The following is a 14,765-nucleotide window of genomic DNA, read 5'->3' on the forward strand; positions in this document are numbered from 1 at the left end:
CACAGTTCTTGTGGAAGGGCATGTTGATGAAGAAATGCGCAGACTCTCTCTGTGAGGCTTATCACAAATTTCCTTTCTCAGATCCTGTGCTATCCTTTTTGTGTCGTTGATTTAATGACAAAAACCATACAGAGAGGAAAGTTATGGGAATTTTATCCTGGATTATCTTTGGGCTTATTGCGGGTATTCTGGCGAAGTGGATCATGCCGGGCAAAGATGGCGGTGGGTTTATCGTCACCATAATACTGGGTATTGTCGGCGCGGTAGTCGGCGGTTGGATCAGTACGCTGTTCGGTTTTGGTAAAGTCGATGGCTTTAACTTCGGCAGTTTCGCGGTCGCGGTGATCGGCGCGCTGGTTGTGCTGTTTATCTACAGAAAGATCAAAAGCTAATACTGAAGCGTTAAAAAGGCTGCCATATGGCGGCCTTTTTACGTAACGGGTTTACCACCAGCCAAATTGCGTGCCGGCAAACGCCACGACGGCAACGATCAACATTATAAGGGTGGTTTTTCTCATTTATGCCCCCGGAGTAGCGTAACCACCGACAAAAAACCACGCCAGAAACACCACCGCCGTTATAAAAATAACGACCGGGAAGAGGATCCCTATTCTCATATCATCACCTGTTTCGGTTTTATAACGCCGTAGAGTGTACGGGGTTAATCCATCGCGAGAAAGCCTGTTTTGCTTTTTCCTTTCTTATCCTGATACATCGCGATATCTGCGGCACGTAACGCACTGTCCGGATCGGTTACGCCGGGATCCACTTCGATAACGCCGAGGCTGGCGCCAGGATAAATGATGCTGATGCTACCCAGCCAGTATTCCCCCGCAATTCGGGCGCTGAGGCGCGTTCTGAGAAGGTGAATTTGCTCCTCATTCTCGACGTTGCTCAGAGTGGCCACCAGGAACTCATCGCCGCCCAGCCGGCCGATGATATCGTCCTGCTGTTTTTCTGCGGTCAAACGCTTGCCCACTTCAATCAGGAACTGGTCGCCTGCTTCATGCCCGTATCGATCGTTAATCAGTTTAAAATCATCCAGATCGATAAAGGCAATGATGGCGTTACGTTTCAGATGCCGCGCCAGCGAAAACAGGGTGGTCAGATCCTCAAAAATGGCGCGACGGTTGGGTAACCCTGTAAGGGCATCTGTGTAGGAGTGGGCGATAAGCGCCGCGTTGGCTTCACGGAGCTGGGTCACCAGAGACTCTTTCTGAATGTACTGACTAATCAACCCGGCGAAGAGTTTTAGCATCTGCTCGCCGCGCGCGCTGAGCGGTTTTTTTGCCGTGCTGGTGGCGCAGAGCGTACCGTAAAGCGAGCCATCGGCAAGATGAACGGGGATGCTCATATATGTAGTGATGCCGAGAGCTTTCGCCGCTTCACACTCCGGCCAACGCTCGGGGACATCGTTACTGAATAATGTGTCGCTATCCAGCGCGCGCTTACACAGCGTTTCATCCCATGGCACGCTTAACCCTTCCGGGATAGTCATCTGCTTGCTGTTTCGGGCATAGAGGATATGCTGCAGCCGGGCTGTTATATCCACCTTCGTCAGGTAAGTCGACTCCATGTCGGTGACGATTTCCAGCATCTCCAGCAGCTGACGAACGAGGCTTTCAAGGGATTGCTCGGTGGCAAGGGTTTCTGAAACGCGAGCGAGGATAAGATCCGACATGACGTAGAATGACTCCCAGGCAGAAGACGTCTGCATCTGCATGTTATGCTGAATTTTTAGGCTTCCGGCATAGTAAAACATGAATATAGAAAATTTAATATATGCAGAGGTAGGCAGCAGGCGGGAAAAAAAGCCCCGTTGTTGAGAACGGGGCAAAGACATCTTGATTACGGAATGATGTTCTCTGGTCAAAGTGAGAACATGCCTGACTGTAGCGTTGAAAAGTGCAGTTAGAATGGAGAAATCATGGAGAAAGCGGCGACAAGCCGTTACCCTTAGCCAATGATGATGTCAAAAGGATCAACAAGATGAGATTTCTGCTACTGGCGCTGGCGCTTCCCCTGGTTGCCTGCACCGCAAAAACAACCCCACCCGATGCCCCGAAACCGCCGCACGCCGTGGGCATGGCGAATCCGGCTTCCGTTTACTGCCTGGAAAAGGGCGGGGAACAGGTCCCAATTCAAAGCCCGCAGGGGGTCCGCACCGAGTGCAAGCTGCCCGGTGGCGAAGTGATCGACGAATGGACGCTCTATCGTCGCGATCATCCGCAACCTGCCAGGTGACAGAGGGACAGTAGCTGCGATACACTTCTCTTTAGGATTATTCTTAGCCAATTTCTGGCTACCGTTACCGCGAGAGAAGTATGTTTCAGCTTAAACCGGGCAGCGTGGCGATGATCGTCGGTGCCCGCACGGCGTCAGGCCGTCGCAATATTGGTAAATCTGTGGAGCTATTTGGTCTCTGCCAACCCGGCCAGCGTTTCGTTAACCCGGTCAACGGCGTGATGACGCAGTTACCCGCAAGCGCGGACCGCGCGCTCTGGCTGGTGACGGGAGACGTCTACGCCTTTGACAATCAGCACGGCTTTGCGTTTGTTCGCGCCGAACATCTGATGCCGCTCACCCCGGACGAAGCTCCGCAAATTCAGGATGAGCTGACGGTCAGCTGATCACAGATGGCGCAGCCAGTCGGCTAAGACCAGAGCGTGATTCTGCGTCGTGTCCTTCGCGCCGTAGAGCAGGGTTACGGTCTGCTTTTTCGCCAGCGCCGCCAGACGCTCTCCTTCGTCCTTATGCTGCGCCAGCTCTTCCTTGTAGGCTTTAGTGAAGGCCGCGAAATCAATCGCTTCGCTATGAAAGTCCTTGCGTAACGCGCTGGACGGTGTAAGCGTTTTACACCATTCGTCATACGCGAGGTCCGTTTTTTTCACCCCGCGGGGCCAGAGCCTGTCCACCAGAACCCGATAGCCATCGCCCGGGCTCGCCTGTTCATAGACGCGTTTGCACTGAATCATAATTCCACCCTCCCAATTTAAGGTATTGTGATAATTGCAGAAGATCGGTAGTCTGAGGTTCCTTATGTTATCTGATAATACTCTGGCATAAGGAACCTTTCATGGAACACCTCCCGGTTAAAACGACGCTGCGCATTGCGCTGGTTGGCGATTACAATCCTGATGTTATTGCACACAAGGCGATCCCGCTGGCCATTGACGACGCCGCCGCGGTCCTTGACCTCACCGCCGATTACGACTGGCTTGCCACCACGGAATTAACCAGTTCTGAGGATCTGGTGGGCTACGATGCCATCTGGCTGGTTCCCGCAAGCCCCTATAAAAATACCGAGGCGGCCTTTATTGCCGCACGCTACGCGCGTGAAAACAGCATTCCGTTCCTGGGCACCTGCGGTGGGTTCCAGCATGCGTTAATTGAGTATGCCCGTAACGTGCTGGGCTGGAGCGACGCGGCACATGCTGAGACGGATACCGAAGGCACGATGGTGATTGCGCCGCTGACCTGCTCGCTGGTGGAGAAAACCGATGCTATTGAGCTGCGCAATAATACGTTGATCGCGAAGGCCTACGGAAAGCCGGAAATCGTAGAGGGTTATCACTGTAACTATGGCGTATCGGCGGCGTTTGCTCAGGAACTGGAGAGCAGTGATATGCGCGTGACGGGCTGGGACGAGCAGGGGGAAATTCGCGCTGCGGAGCTGGTGACCCATCCGTTCTTTGTGATCACCTTATTCCAGCACGAGCGTGCTGCGCTGGAAGGGCGTCCGGTGGTGCTGGTGCAGGCAATGCTGCGCGCGGCGCGCGGGTAAAAAAGGCAGACCCGATGGTCTGCCACTGTGTTTATCGGGGCGCGATTTCCCGGTCGCGCCCGGCAAGTACGCCGCAGATGGCCATGACGACAGCGGCCAGCGCGCAGGCGAGAAGCGGGATCCGCCAGTCTCCAGCCGAATCGTGAATTTTACCCATCAGCGGCGGACCGCAGGCGGCGAGCAGATAACCAATAGACTGTGCCATACCGGACAACGCTGCCGCCTGGTGTGCGGAGCTGGCGCGCAGGCCGATGAACGTCAGGCCGAGGATCATCGTTGCCCCGGTACCAAAGCCAAACACCAGCGTCCACATCACCGCCATCTCAGGCATAAACCACAAACCCGCCGCGCTAACCGCGCACATCAGCCCAACCGCTCCGGCGATGGTTCGCTGATCCTTCAGGCGCTGGAGGACGAGCGGAACGGCAAGCCCCGGCACGGCCGTGGCAAGCTGTAAAAGGCCGTGCACCGAGCCGGCCTGCGCTTCGCTGAAGCCGTGGCTGAGCAGTATCGCCGGCAGCCAGCCGATGATGACATAATAAATCAGCGAGTTAATCCCCAGAAAGAGCGTCACCTGCCAGGCGAGTGCCGAGCGCCAGATCGCGCGGTTATGCAGCGCGCCTGCGCCCGTTACGGTTGCGACGTGTTTTTGACGCCACTGCGGCAGCCAGAGCAACAGCGCGATCAGCGGAAACGCCATCAGCATCAGCAGCGCGCCATGCCAGCCCGCATCACCCTGAGCCAGAGGTACGATCAGCGCCGAGCCTAACGCGGCAGAGACACCCATCGTCAGGGAATAGGCGCCGGTGAGTTTTGCCACCTGACCCGGAAAGTCACGCTTAATTAAGCCGGGCAGCAGCACATTCCCCAGCGCGATCCCGCAACCAATCACCGCCGTTCCGATGAAAAGCAGGGTAGCGGAAGGCAGGGAGCGAACCGCAATCCCGATGCAAATCAGCATCAGGGCGATAAACAGGCTGCGCTCCATGCCGATACGCCGGGCAACGCCCGCCGCGAGCGGGGAGACAAGAGCAAAGGCCAGCAGGGGCAGGGTGGTCAGCAGACCGGTTTGCGCCGTGCTTAAGCCATAATCAAGGCGAATGGTATCGAGCAGCGGCGCTGCGCCGGTAAAGGTGACGCGAAGCGTGGTGGCAATCATCAGGATGCCTGCAATCAACAGCGCGCCCTGTTTTCCTGAGGTGCGAAGAGCAGTAGTCATTGTGTTCTCATACGTTCAAGCGAGCGCACACAATACCGATTTTCTCAGCGGTTGAAATCAGGCTAAAATGACAGTTTATCGCTAATATCGGACAACCTGATGATTGGTCTGGGACTGGACGGCTACGATCCTGATAGCCAGCACGATGCGGCCGTCGCGTTTCGCATCCGCGTGGTGACGGAAGAACAATATATTCCGCAGCATCAACACCGTAAGGGGCAGCTGATTCTGGCCCTTGGCGGCGCGATCACCTGCGAAGTGGAAAATGCGATGCTGATGGTACCGCCCCAGTATGCCGTCTGGATCCCAGGCCAAATGCCGCACAGCAACAGGGCCACGCCGGGGGCGCAGCTCTGCTTTTTGTTTATTGAGCCTGGTGCCGCCAGCCTGCCCGACCGCTGCTGCACCCTGAAAATCTCTCCTCTGGTGCGGGAGCTGATTTTATCTCTGGCGGAGAAATCACGTGAACAGCTGCATCTTGCGGCCACATCGCGTCTGGTGGACGTCCTGTTTGACGAACTGCCGCTCCAGCGCCAGGAGCATCTGCAGCTGCCCGTCTCTCCCCATCCTAAAATCCGGCTGATGAGCGAGAAAATGGCGGAAGAGCCCGCCGCCTGGCAGACGCTGGCGCAGTGGGCGAGCCATTTCGCGATGAGTGAACGCAACCTGGCGCGGCTGGTGGTCAAAGAGACCGGTTTAAGCTTTCGCCGCTGGCGTCACCAGCTTCAGCTGATCGTGGCGTTACAGCATTTGATTAGCGGGAAATCGGTGCAGCAGGTGGCACAGTCTCTGGGCTATGACTCTACCACCGCGTTTATCACCATGTTCAAAAAGGGGCTGGGCCAGACGCCGGCGCGTTACATGGCCAGCCTGACTATGACTTCCCGATAAACAGGGACACCAGCCCAGCCGCAATCAGCGGGCCTACCGGCACGCCGCGGAAGAGCGCCACGCCGAGTACCGTGCCCACCAGCAGGCCCGCCACCAGCGAGGGCTGGCTGCTCATCAGCGTCACGCCGCGTCCGCCCAGCCACGAAACAAAAATCCCCACCGCGATCGCCACCAGTGATTTCCAGTTCACAAACGAGTGCAGCAGCGTTGAGGCGGGAAGGGTGCCGCTGGCGATGGGAGCCATCACCCCGATGGTTAAAATGATGATCCCGATGGTGAGGCCTTGTTTTTCTATCCACGGGAAAAAGGTATTTAACGGGGTCACGCGCACAATAATCAGCACCAGAATCGAGATGGCGACGGTGGTGTTATGGCTGATAAAGCCGAGCGCGGCGAGCGCCAGAAGAATGAGCAGAGTAGGGTCAAACATGGGGGATCCTTGCCAGAATAATTATCCTGCTTACTGTACGCGTAAACGCGGCGGAGGACAGCGTTTAAAAGATTTTATCGCTGTCATTACCCTGTCATTTACGCGGATTAAAACGAAGGCAGGTATCGCAAAGGGATCGCCATCATGAACGATCACATGTTTGTTGAAACGCTCATTATCTCTTCATCGTTTTTCGCTATTGCCGTGATTCTCGTCGCCTCCGTGCTGTTTCTGGAAAGAAGAGGCTAGCGTCGTCACGACGACGCTTTATGGAAGTTTACAAGCTCAGGACGGGCGATGCGCAGGTAATCCTGGGTGTCCATAATCACGGATTTCTCCAGTAAACCGGCGTTAAAGGCAATTTCGTCGAAACGCTCGAACAGCAGCGGGTCGGCCACCAGCGCCAAATCAGGATGGAAGCTAAAGGGCGGGATCGCGCCAAAAACGCAGGCGGTAAGGGTATCGACCTCGGCCGGGCTGGCGAGGGAGGCTTTAAGCCCGCCAAAATGGCTGGCAAGCTGGCTCAGATCGGCCTGCAGGTCGGCGGCCAGAATCGCCAGTACGTGTTTTTTAACGCCGTTGCCCTTCACCTTGCAGACCAGGGCTTTTGCCCCCTGGCGCAGATCGGTCCCGCGAATTTCACTCACCGCTTCGCATTTCCCCACCGCCTCGTGCTCCATGATGCGAAAACGCGCGCCCTGCTCGGTGAGTAAGGTAATCAGCTGATGGTGGGTACTTGTCCCCATAACGTCGTCAGTCATCACAATTTTCCCGGTGATAATCCAGTATGCAGCTTGCTACATTAGCACGGGATAAACGGGGTCGAAAGAAAACAGCCAGCGGATTCGCTGGCTGTTGGGTTATGCGTTGCTGGTAGCAGATTGCTTGTGGAACAGCTCCCTGAACACAGGATAAATATCATCCTGATCGCGGATATGCTGCATGGCAAAGTTATCGAACATGGACTGCAGATGTTCATATTCCCGCCACAGGGTCTGGTGGGCACGACGGGTGATTTCGATATAGCTGTAGTAACGCACCACCGGCAGAATTTTCTTCGCCAGGATCTCGTGACATAGTGGTGAGTCGTCGGCCCAGTTGTCGCCATCCGACGCCTGCGCCGCATAAATGTTCCACTGCGCCGGGTCGTAACGCTCTTTCACTACTTCATCCATCAGCTTCAGGGCGCTTGATACGATGGTCCCCCCGGTCTCCTGGGAGTAGAAGAACTCATGTTCATCCACCTCTTTGGCCTGGGTGTGATGGCGGATATAAACCACTTCCACGTTCTTATAGGTTCTGCTCAGGAACAAGTAGAGCAGGATATAGAAACGCTTCGCCATATCCTTGGTGGCCTGGTCCATTGAGCCGGAGACGTCCATCAGACAGAACATCACCGCCTGGCTGGAGGGTTCAGGACGTTTTTCGTAGTTCTTGTAGCGCAGGTCGAAGGTATCGATAAACGGTACGCGGTCGATCTTCGCTCTTAGCTCGGCAATTTCTTTACGCAGGCGCTCCTCTTCCAGCAGCTGCGCCGGCTCCGTGTTTTCCACGACCTTCAGGCTGCTCTCCAGCTCGCGCAGTTCGCGACGTTTGCCTGCCGTCATGGCCGTGCGACGCGCCAGAGAATTCTGCAACGAACGCACAACGCTGATATTGGCGGGCACGCCGTTAGCGGTATAGCCCGCGCGATGGGTTTTATACTCGTTAAGCTGACGATGCTGATTCTTTTTCAGATTCGGCAGCGCAAGGTCCTCAAACAGCAGGTCGAGATATTCATCTTTCGAAATCTGGAAAACGAACTCATCCTGGCCTTCACCGTCCTGGCTGGCCTGCCCCTGACCGCTTCCTGAACCACCGCCGCCGCCCTGAGGGCGCTCAATTCTGTCGTTCTGAACGAAGTGGTCGTTACCTGGATGAACGCGATGGCGCAGGCCGCCGCGCCCCTGATGAAACATCGGTTCGCTGATGTCATCGGTAGGGATGGAGACAGACTCGCCGCTGTCGACGTCGGTCACCGAGCGTTTGTTGATGGCCTCGGAGATCGACTGTTTAATTTGCGCTTTATAACGGCGCAAGAAGCGCTGGCGGTTCACCGTGCTCTTGTTTTTGCCGTTAAGACGCCGGTCAATAAACCAGGTCATATAGCCCCCGTACTGCATTTGCCAACTTGCGTTTTTGTTGGCCCGGCAGGCGCAGGCGCTACCGGGCACTTGTTTTAGGACGATTTACGCACGCGCAGATACCATTCGCAGAGCAGGCGAACCTGTTTGCGGGTGTAGCCTTTTTCCATCATACGGTCGACAAAATCGTCGTGTTTCTTCTGCTCGTCGGTTGAGGTTTTGGTGTTGAACGAGATCACCGGCAGCAGCTCTTCGGTATTGGAGAACATTTTCTTCTCAATAACCGTGCGCAGCTTCTCGTAGCTGGTCCAGTTCGGATTGCGCCCGTTATTATGCGCTCTGGCGCGCAGGACGAAGTTCACAATCTCATTACGGAAGTCTTTCGGGTTGCTGATCCCGGCAGGCTTCTCGATTTTTTCCAGCTCCGCGTTCAGGGATTCACGATCAAACAGCTGGCCGGTATCCGGGTCGCGGTACTCCTGATCCTGGATCCAGAAGTCAGCATAGGTGACATAGCGGTCAAAAATGTTCTGCCCGTATTCTGAATAGGATTCCAGATAGGCCGTCTGGATCTCTTTGCCAATGAACTCGGCGTATTTCGGGATCAGGTAGCCTTTCAGGAACTCAAGGTAGCGTTCAGCCTGCTCCTGCGGGAACTGCTCGCGCTCGATTTGCTGCTCCAGCACGTAGAACAGATGAACCGGGTTGGCCGCCACTTCCGCGTGGTCGAAGTTAAAGACCCGGGAGAGGATCTTAAACGCGAAACGCGTGGAGAGGCCGTTCATCCCTTCATCAACCCCGGCGTAATCGCGGTATTCCTGGTACGATTTCGCTTTCGGGTCGGTATCTTTCAGGCTTTCACCGTCGTAGACGCGCATTTTCGAATAGATGCTGGAGTTTTCCGGCTCTTTCAGACGCGACAGGATGGAGAAGCGCGAGAGCGTTTCCAGCGTGCCAGGAGCGCATGGCGCATGCACCAGCTCACTATGGTTAAGCAGTTTTTCGTAAATTTTGATCTCTTCGGAGATCCGCAGGCAATAAGGCACCTTGACGATGTACACGCGGTCAAGGAAGGCCTCATTGTTTTTGTTATTACGGAAGGTTACCCATTCCGATTCGTTCGAGTGGGCGAGAATAATCCCGTTAAACGGCAGGGCGGAGATACCTTCCGTCCCGTTGTAGTTCCCTTCCTGGGTCGCCGTCAGCAGAGGATGCAGCACTTTGATCGGTGCTTTAAACATCTCGACGAATTCCATAATCCCCTGGTTGGCGCGGCATAGCGCACCGGAATAGCCATAGGCATCCGGGTCGTTTTGTGCGAAGTTTTCCAGCTTACGGATATCGACTTTACCCACCAGCGCCGAGATATCCTGGTTGTTCTCATCACCCGGTTCCGTTTTGGCGATAGCGATCTGCTCCAGTATGGATGGCCACACTTTCACGACGCGGAATTTGGTGATATCACCGCCAAATTCGTGCAGGCGTTTTGCCGCCCACGGCGACATAATGGTGCCGAGGTAGCGACGCGGGATGCCAAACTCTTTATCCAGAATTTGCGCATCTTCCTGCGGGTTAAACAGGCACAGCGGATGGTCGTTCACCGGGCTGCGTTCGCCGTTGGCGCTCAGCACATAAATCGGTACGCGCTGCATCAGCGACTTCAGGCGTTCAGCCAGCGAGGATTTACCGCCGCCGACGGGGCCGAGTAAATAGAGGATCTGTTTCTTCTCTTCCAGACCCTGGGCGGCATGCTTCAGATAGGAGACAATCTGTTCAATGGCATCTTCCATACCATAGAACTCTTCGAACGCCGGATATCGGGCGACCACCCGATTCGAAAATAGACGGGAAAGCCGTGGCTCCAGGGCAGTATCAACCATGTTTGGCTCACCGATAGCCATCAATAGCCGTTCTGCCGCATTGGCATAGGCACTGCGATCTTGCCGACAAATGGTAAGAAACTCCTGCAGTGTGAACTCTTCGTCCTTGGCAGCTTCGTAGCGCTGGCGATAGTGATCGAATATATTCATGGCATGCCGTCCTTTCGTTTTTTAGCACAGGATAAGAGCCGTTCGTATGAGTAGTGGAGGCTCCCGGAAGAGAATCTCTCGCACCCCACTTCCAGAGCAGCAACCTGTGTGCCAGGTCAGACGCTAAGAACCGCAGGTGTTCAGGAAAACTCTTCTTAAATTTAAGCGTAGATGGCATTTGCCAAACTTGCATGCTGAGAAAAACTAATTTCAATGACATATCAATAACTCATCCAAAAATTTCCACCCTGGTTATAAGGCTTAAGCACGTTTTTCATTCAGCGGTCATATAAATGAAAGCGGGTTGTCATCTGAAAAGTTAAAAATAATGGGTTAATCAGACTGATTAGCAGGCAAAAAATTTTGGGATGTACGGGAATGGCGGTTACACTTCACCCGCTGATTATTTGACTACAGGAAAGAATGGATTGTGACCAAACTCAAACTTCTGGCATTGGGCATCCTTGCCGCGACCGCAGTTAGCACCGCTCAGGCGGAAAGTCAGTGGACGGTGGGTGCGGGCGTTGGCGTCATTAACAGCCCATACAAACAGTATGACCGCGATGTTTATCCTGTACCCGTTATCACCTATGAAGGCGATAACTTCTGGTTCCGCGGTCTCGGCGGCGGCTACTATCTGTGGAACGATACGGCCGATAAGCTTTCTATCATGGCCTACTACGATCCAACGCACTTCAAGCCAGGCGACAGCGACAGCCACGCGCTTCGCCAGCTCGACAAGCGCAAAAGCTCCATGATGGCCGGGCTTTCATACGTGCATAACACCCAGTATGGCTTCCTCCGTACGGCCCTGGCGGGTGATACGCTGGATAATAGCAACGGCTTTATCTGGGATCTGGCGTGGTTGTATCGCTATACCAACGGTGGGCTCACCCTGACGCCGGGTATCGGCGTGCAGTACAACAGTGAAAACTACAACGACTATTACTACGGCGTTTCTAAAAACGAGTCCCGCCGCAGTGGGCTGAAAAGCTACAGCGCCGATGATGGCTGGGATCCTTACCTGGAGCTGACCGCGAGCTATAACTTCCTTGGCGACTGGAACGTCTACGGTACCGGCCGTTACGAGCGTCTGAGCGACGAAGTGAAGGATAGCCCGATGGTTGATAAGTCCTGGGCTGGCATCTTCTCGGTGGGTGTGACCTACAAGTTCTGATTGTGCATTATCGCGGTGCAATCATTGCATCAAAACGGGGCGCTTGCGCCCCGTTTGCTTTGGTGTGGTGCAGCGACCTTATCGCTTAACGATGCGAATTGTCTGCCCTAAACGAGACGGCTTTTCCTCGCTCGCTTTCTGCGGGGTGGTTACGCAGGCCGTTTCCACGCAGACGAACGTTTTGTAACCGTCATCAGGGATGTCGGCCATGCTGATGGAGAGTGCAGGCCCCGGGTTCCAGCCCACCACGTTGCTGTGATGGTGATGAACCACCTCAATGCCGCGGTTAAGAGCACCGTCGTGGATCACGCTGCACGCTTCCGGATGCAGATAGACGCGGTCAGTACGGTCAGGGAACGCCTGAACGCCGTCGCTCAGCTTACCTTCCTTCGCGTTATCAACTTTGTCGATAAAGGTATCGCCCAGGCCGCTCACCTTCACTGCATTGATGTCACCCACGTTGAAGTAGGTATGCAGGGCAGAGGTGGTCTCGAACTCGCCGTGGGCTTCCAGCTCAATCTCGCAGCTCTGACCCAGTTTGAAGCGGGCATACAGGGTGAAATCATGCGGCCACAGGGCGCGGGTTTCATCATTAGCCTGCAGCTCAAAGGTCAGCACTGCGCCGTTGTCATCTTCGTTATGCGCTTTCAGCGTCCACTGCTCGTTACGGGCGAAACCGTGAGAAGGCAAACCCGGCTGTGCGGACGGGCCAAACCACGGCCAGCAGATCGGTACGCCGCCGCGAATCGCATCCCCTTTTTTGAACGAGGTGGCGTCACTCAGCCACAGCGCTTCCGCTTCGCCTTCCGGTTTCCAGGAGAGCAGGTGTGCGCCGTTCAGCGCCACGGAGGCTTTAACGCGCGGGTGGTCAACGACGATAACGTCGGCACCGTCAATCTGACGGCGGGAGAGCACAGGGGTAAGTTGTTCGACTACCGGAAGTGCAAAAATTTTATTTATCATTAAGCAATCCTCTGTCTAAAAAACAATAAAAAAGGCGACCGAAGTCGCCTTTTTGGATCAATCACTCATCTCAACTTATTTGGAGATGTGAGCGATCAGGTCCAGTACTTTGTTAGAGTAGCCGGTTTCGTTGTCGTACCAGGAAACCAGTTTCACGAAGTTGTCGTTCAGTGCGATACCTGCTTTAGCATCGAACACGGAAGTGCACACTTCGCCGTTGAAATCGGTAGATACAACGTCGTCTTCGGTGTAACCCAGAACGCCTTTCATTGGGCCTTCGGAAGCAGCTTTGATTGCTTTCTTAATTTCTTCATAAGAAGCAGCTTTTTCCAGACGAACGGTCAGGTCAACAACGGATACGTTAGGAGTTGGAACGCGGAACGCCATACCAGTCAGTTTGCCATTCAGTTCTGGCAGTACTTTACCTACAGCTTTAGCAGCACCGGTAGAGGATGGGATGATGTTCTGAGCCGCGCCACGGCCGCCGCGCCAGTCTTTGTGAGAAGGGCCGTCAACGGTTTTCTGAGTAGCGGTGGTCGCGTGAACGGTAGTCATCAGACCTTCGATGATGCCGAAGTTGTCGTTGATCACTTTAGCCAGCGGTGCCAGGCAGTTGGTGGTGCAGGATGCGTTAGAAACGATGTCCTGGCCAGCGTAAGTTTCGAAGTTTGCACCGCGAACGAACATTGGGGTGTTGTCTTTGGAAGGACCAGTCAGAACAACTTTCTTCGCACCCGCAGTGATGTGTTTACGTGCAGTTTCGTCGGTCAGGAAGATACCGGTTGCTTCAGCAACAACGTCAACACCGATTTCGTTCCATTTCAGGTTAGCTGGGTCTTTCTCAGCAGTAACGCGGATGGTTTTGCCGTTAACAACCAGGTGGCCGTCTTTCACTTCAACGGTGCCGTCGAAACGACCGTGAGTTGAGTCGTACTTCAGCATGTACGCCATGTATTCAGCGTCCAGGAGATCGTTGATACCAACGATTTCGATGTCAGAACGTTTCTGAGCAGCACGGAAAACAATACGGCCGATACGGCCAAAACCGTTGATACCTACTTTGATAGTCATATATTCCACCAGCTATTTGTTAGTGAATAAAAGGTTGCCTGTAAAATTACAAAAACCTTACGCAGCGTCAAGCGGAATCGTGTCAATCATTGCGACAAATCAATCCTGTGACTAACGTTTGTGCGACTGACTCGCCTCACTTTCCCTTTGAGCTTGCAACCACATGGGGGCTGCGCCCGGAATTTTAAAGTCCTCGCAGGATAAAAATGTGAACGTGATCACAATTGCCTGACCGCCTTTTCGCGACACATAAGTTTAGAACAAAAGTGCACGCAAGGGTGTTAATGTTTTGTTAGAATCCGGGTTAAAAGATGTCTGTTTCTACAGCGAGATGTAAGCATATGTCGAACCAACATAACCCTGACGATTTGAAAAAAAACCTCACCGAAATGCAGTTTTACGTGACCCAGAATCACGGCACGGAGCCGCCATTTACCGGGCGATTACTGCACAACAAGCGAGACGGTGTCTATCACTGTCTGGTCTGCGATGCCCCGCTGTTCAATTCACAAACGAAATACGACTCCGGCTGCGGCTGGCCGAGCTTTTACGAGCCGGTGAGCGATGACGCAATCCGCTATCTGACCGACTCGTCGCACGGTATGGTGCGCACGGAAATTCGCTGCGGTAACTGCGACGCGCACCTGGGGCATGTCTTCCCGGATGGTCCTCAGCCAACGGGTGAGCGTTTCTGCGTGAATTCAGCCTCAATGAGCTTCACCGATGATGAAAACGGCGACCAGATTAAGGGTTGAAAAAACGATTCAGCAAATTATTCCTTTGAAAGGGAGATATCGTGAATATTGAGGACATGATTAACGGGATGACCCCGGAAGTTTATCAGCGTCTGGTGACCGCCGTTGAGCTGGGAAAATGGCCGGACGGTGTGGCGCTCACGCCTGAGCAAAAAGAGAACAGTTTGCAGCTGGTGATGCTGTGGCAGGCGCGCAATAACACTGATGCGCAACACATGACTATCGACACTAACGGTCAGATGGTGATGAAGAGCAAGCGCGAGCTGAAGGAAGATTTTGGCATCACGCCGAAGCCGATTGCGACGATCAAAATGCAATAACG

Annotated in this window: 19 protein-coding genes; 9 read left to right on the top strand and 10 right to left on the bottom strand. The window is 54.3% G+C overall.

Annotated elements, in window-relative coordinates; all coding sequences use genetic code 11:
* Nucleotides 1-143 precede the first annotated feature (143 nt).
* Nucleotides 144-392: a GlsB/YeaQ/YmgE family stress response membrane protein gene (locus IM295_RS07035; RefSeq protein ID WP_028012758.1), complete on the top strand. Its 249-nt coding sequence runs from the start codon at nt 144-146 to the stop codon at nt 390-392.
* Between the two features lie 126 nt (nt 393-518).
* Here the strand turns inward: IM295_RS07035 and IM295_RS07040 are convergent, their stop codons facing one another.
* Together IM295_RS07040 and IM295_RS07045 are read right to left on the bottom strand one after the other, a co-directional pair.
* Complete coding sequence (locus tag IM295_RS07040; protein WP_193066452.1) at nt 519-617, bottom strand: YoaK family small membrane protein; 99 nt, start codon at nt 615-617, stop codon at nt 519-521.
* A 44-nt stretch (nt 618-661) separates the two neighbouring features.
* Nucleotides 662-1,681: a sensor domain-containing diguanylate cyclase gene (locus tag IM295_RS07045; protein ID WP_045630223.1), complete on the bottom strand. Its 1,020-nt coding sequence runs from the start codon at nt 1,679-1,681 to the stop codon at nt 662-664.
* A 308-nt stretch (nt 1,682-1,989) separates the two neighbouring features.
* Here IM295_RS07045 and IM295_RS07050 point away from each other — a divergent pair, with 308 nt between their 5' ends.
* Together IM295_RS07050 and IM295_RS07055 are read left to right on the top strand one after the other, a co-directional pair.
* Nucleotides 1,990-2,244: a DUF333 domain-containing protein gene (locus IM295_RS07050; protein WP_045261615.1), complete on the top strand. Its 255-nt coding sequence runs from the start codon at nt 1,990-1,992 to the stop codon at nt 2,242-2,244.
* A gap of 80 nt (nt 2,245-2,324) precedes the next feature.
* Nucleotides 2,325-2,630, top strand: a complete 306-nt coding sequence (locus IM295_RS07055) for a periplasmic protein (protein ID WP_045630116.1) — start codon at nt 2,325-2,327, stop codon at nt 2,628-2,630.
* Here the strand turns inward: IM295_RS07055 and IM295_RS07060 are convergent, their stop codons facing one another.
* Complete coding sequence (locus tag IM295_RS07060; RefSeq protein ID WP_193066453.1) at nt 2,631-2,975, bottom strand: DUF488 domain-containing protein; 345 nt, start codon at nt 2,973-2,975, stop codon at nt 2,631-2,633.
* 101 nt (nt 2,976-3,076) lie between these two features.
* Here IM295_RS07060 and IM295_RS07065 point away from each other — a divergent pair, with 101 nt between their 5' ends.
* On the top strand, nt 3,077-3,784 hold the full coding sequence (locus IM295_RS07065) for a CTP synthase (protein ID WP_193066454.1): 708 nt from the start codon (nt 3,077-3,079) through the stop codon (nt 3,782-3,784).
* A 31-nt stretch (nt 3,785-3,815) separates the two neighbouring features.
* Here the strand turns inward: IM295_RS07065 and IM295_RS07070 are convergent, their stop codons facing one another.
* Nucleotides 3,816-5,003: a CynX/NimT family MFS transporter gene (locus IM295_RS07070; protein ID WP_028012764.1), complete on the bottom strand. Its 1,188-nt coding sequence runs from the start codon at nt 5,001-5,003 to the stop codon at nt 3,816-3,818.
* A 99-nt stretch (nt 5,004-5,102) separates the two neighbouring features.
* Between IM295_RS07070 and IM295_RS07075 the strand changes: the two genes are divergently transcribed.
* Complete coding sequence (locus IM295_RS07075; RefSeq protein WP_041910482.1) at nt 5,103-5,894, top strand: helix-turn-helix transcriptional regulator; 792 nt, start codon at nt 5,103-5,105, stop codon at nt 5,892-5,894.
* Here the strand turns inward: IM295_RS07075 and IM295_RS07080 are convergent.
* Nucleotides 5,878-6,324 carry a DUF441 domain-containing protein gene (locus IM295_RS07080; protein ID WP_008500737.1) on the bottom strand — a complete coding sequence of 149 codons (447 nt, stop codon included), beginning with the start codon at nt 6,322-6,324 and terminating at the stop codon, nt 5,878-5,880. The genes IM295_RS07075 and IM295_RS07080 overlap by 17 nt on opposite strands.
* A gap of 144 nt (nt 6,325-6,468) precedes the next feature.
* Here IM295_RS07080 and yoaI point away from each other — a divergent pair, with 144 nt between their 5' ends.
* The gene (gene yoaI, locus IM295_RS07085; RefSeq protein ID WP_088205013.1) at nt 6,469-6,573 is read left to right on the top strand and encodes a small membrane protein YoaI; all 105 of its coding nucleotides are present in this window, start codon (nt 6,469-6,471) and stop codon (nt 6,571-6,573) included.
* A gap of 5 nt (nt 6,574-6,578) precedes the next feature.
* Here yoaI and IM295_RS07090 read toward each other — a convergent pair whose 3' ends face one another.
* The 3 genes from IM295_RS07090 to yeaG all read right to left on the bottom strand — a co-directional run bounded on the left by IM295_RS07090 (nt 6,579) and on the right by yeaG (nt 10,477).
* Nucleotides 6,579-7,085 carry a YbaK/prolyl-tRNA synthetase associated domain-containing protein gene (locus IM295_RS07090; RefSeq protein ID WP_193066455.1) on the bottom strand — a complete coding sequence of 169 codons (507 nt, stop codon included), beginning with the start codon at nt 7,083-7,085 and terminating at the stop codon, nt 6,579-6,581.
* A 99-nt stretch (nt 7,086-7,184) separates the two neighbouring features.
* Nucleotides 7,185-8,468: a YeaH/YhbH family protein gene (locus tag IM295_RS07095; protein ID WP_028012767.1), complete on the bottom strand. Its 1,284-nt coding sequence runs from the start codon at nt 8,466-8,468 to the stop codon at nt 7,185-7,187.
* Nucleotides 8,469-8,542: 74 nt separating this feature from the next.
* Entirely contained in the window at nt 8,543-10,477 is a 1,935-nt protein-coding gene (yeaG, locus tag IM295_RS07100) for a protein kinase YeaG (protein ID WP_014883443.1), read from the bottom strand.
* 430 nt (nt 10,478-10,907) lie between these two features.
* On the opposite strand from yeaG, the gene IM295_RS07105 reads away from it, so the two are divergent.
* Nucleotides 10,908-11,654, top strand: a complete 747-nt coding sequence (locus IM295_RS07105; RefSeq protein WP_041910477.1) for a MipA/OmpV family protein — start codon at nt 10,908-10,910, stop codon at nt 11,652-11,654.
* A 78-nt stretch (nt 11,655-11,732) separates the two neighbouring features.
* Here the strand turns inward: IM295_RS07105 and IM295_RS07110 are convergent, their stop codons facing one another.
* Both IM295_RS07110 and gapA read right to left on the bottom strand, forming a co-directional pair.
* On the bottom strand, nt 11,733-12,617 hold the full coding sequence (locus tag IM295_RS07110) for a D-hexose-6-phosphate mutarotase (RefSeq protein ID WP_069732428.1): 885 nt from the start codon (nt 12,615-12,617) through the stop codon (nt 11,733-11,735).
* A gap of 75 nt (nt 12,618-12,692) precedes the next feature.
* Nucleotides 12,693-13,688, bottom strand: coding sequence for a glyceraldehyde-3-phosphate dehydrogenase (gapA, locus tag IM295_RS07115; protein WP_006809136.1), 996 nt, complete (start codon nt 13,686-13,688; stop codon nt 12,693-12,695).
* A 341-nt stretch (nt 13,689-14,029) separates the two neighbouring features.
* Between gapA and msrB the strand changes: the two genes are divergently transcribed.
* Together msrB and IM295_RS07125 are read left to right on the top strand one after the other, a co-directional pair.
* A complete protein-coding gene (gene msrB, locus IM295_RS07120; protein WP_028012770.1) occupies nt 14,030-14,443 on the top strand; it encodes a peptide-methionine (R)-S-oxide reductase MsrB in 414 nt (137 codons plus the stop codon).
* A 41-nt stretch (nt 14,444-14,484) separates the two neighbouring features.
* On the top strand, nt 14,485-14,763 hold the full coding sequence (locus IM295_RS07125; RefSeq protein WP_028012771.1) for a YeaC family protein: 279 nt from the start codon (nt 14,485-14,487) through the stop codon (nt 14,761-14,763).
* The last annotated feature ends 2 nt before the right edge of the window (nt 14,764-14,765 follow it).

The organism is Enterobacter cloacae complex sp. P14RS, from assembly GCF_014895895.1.
Lineage (GTDB): Bacteria > Pseudomonadota > Gammaproteobacteria > Enterobacterales > Enterobacteriaceae > Enterobacter > Enterobacter bugandensis.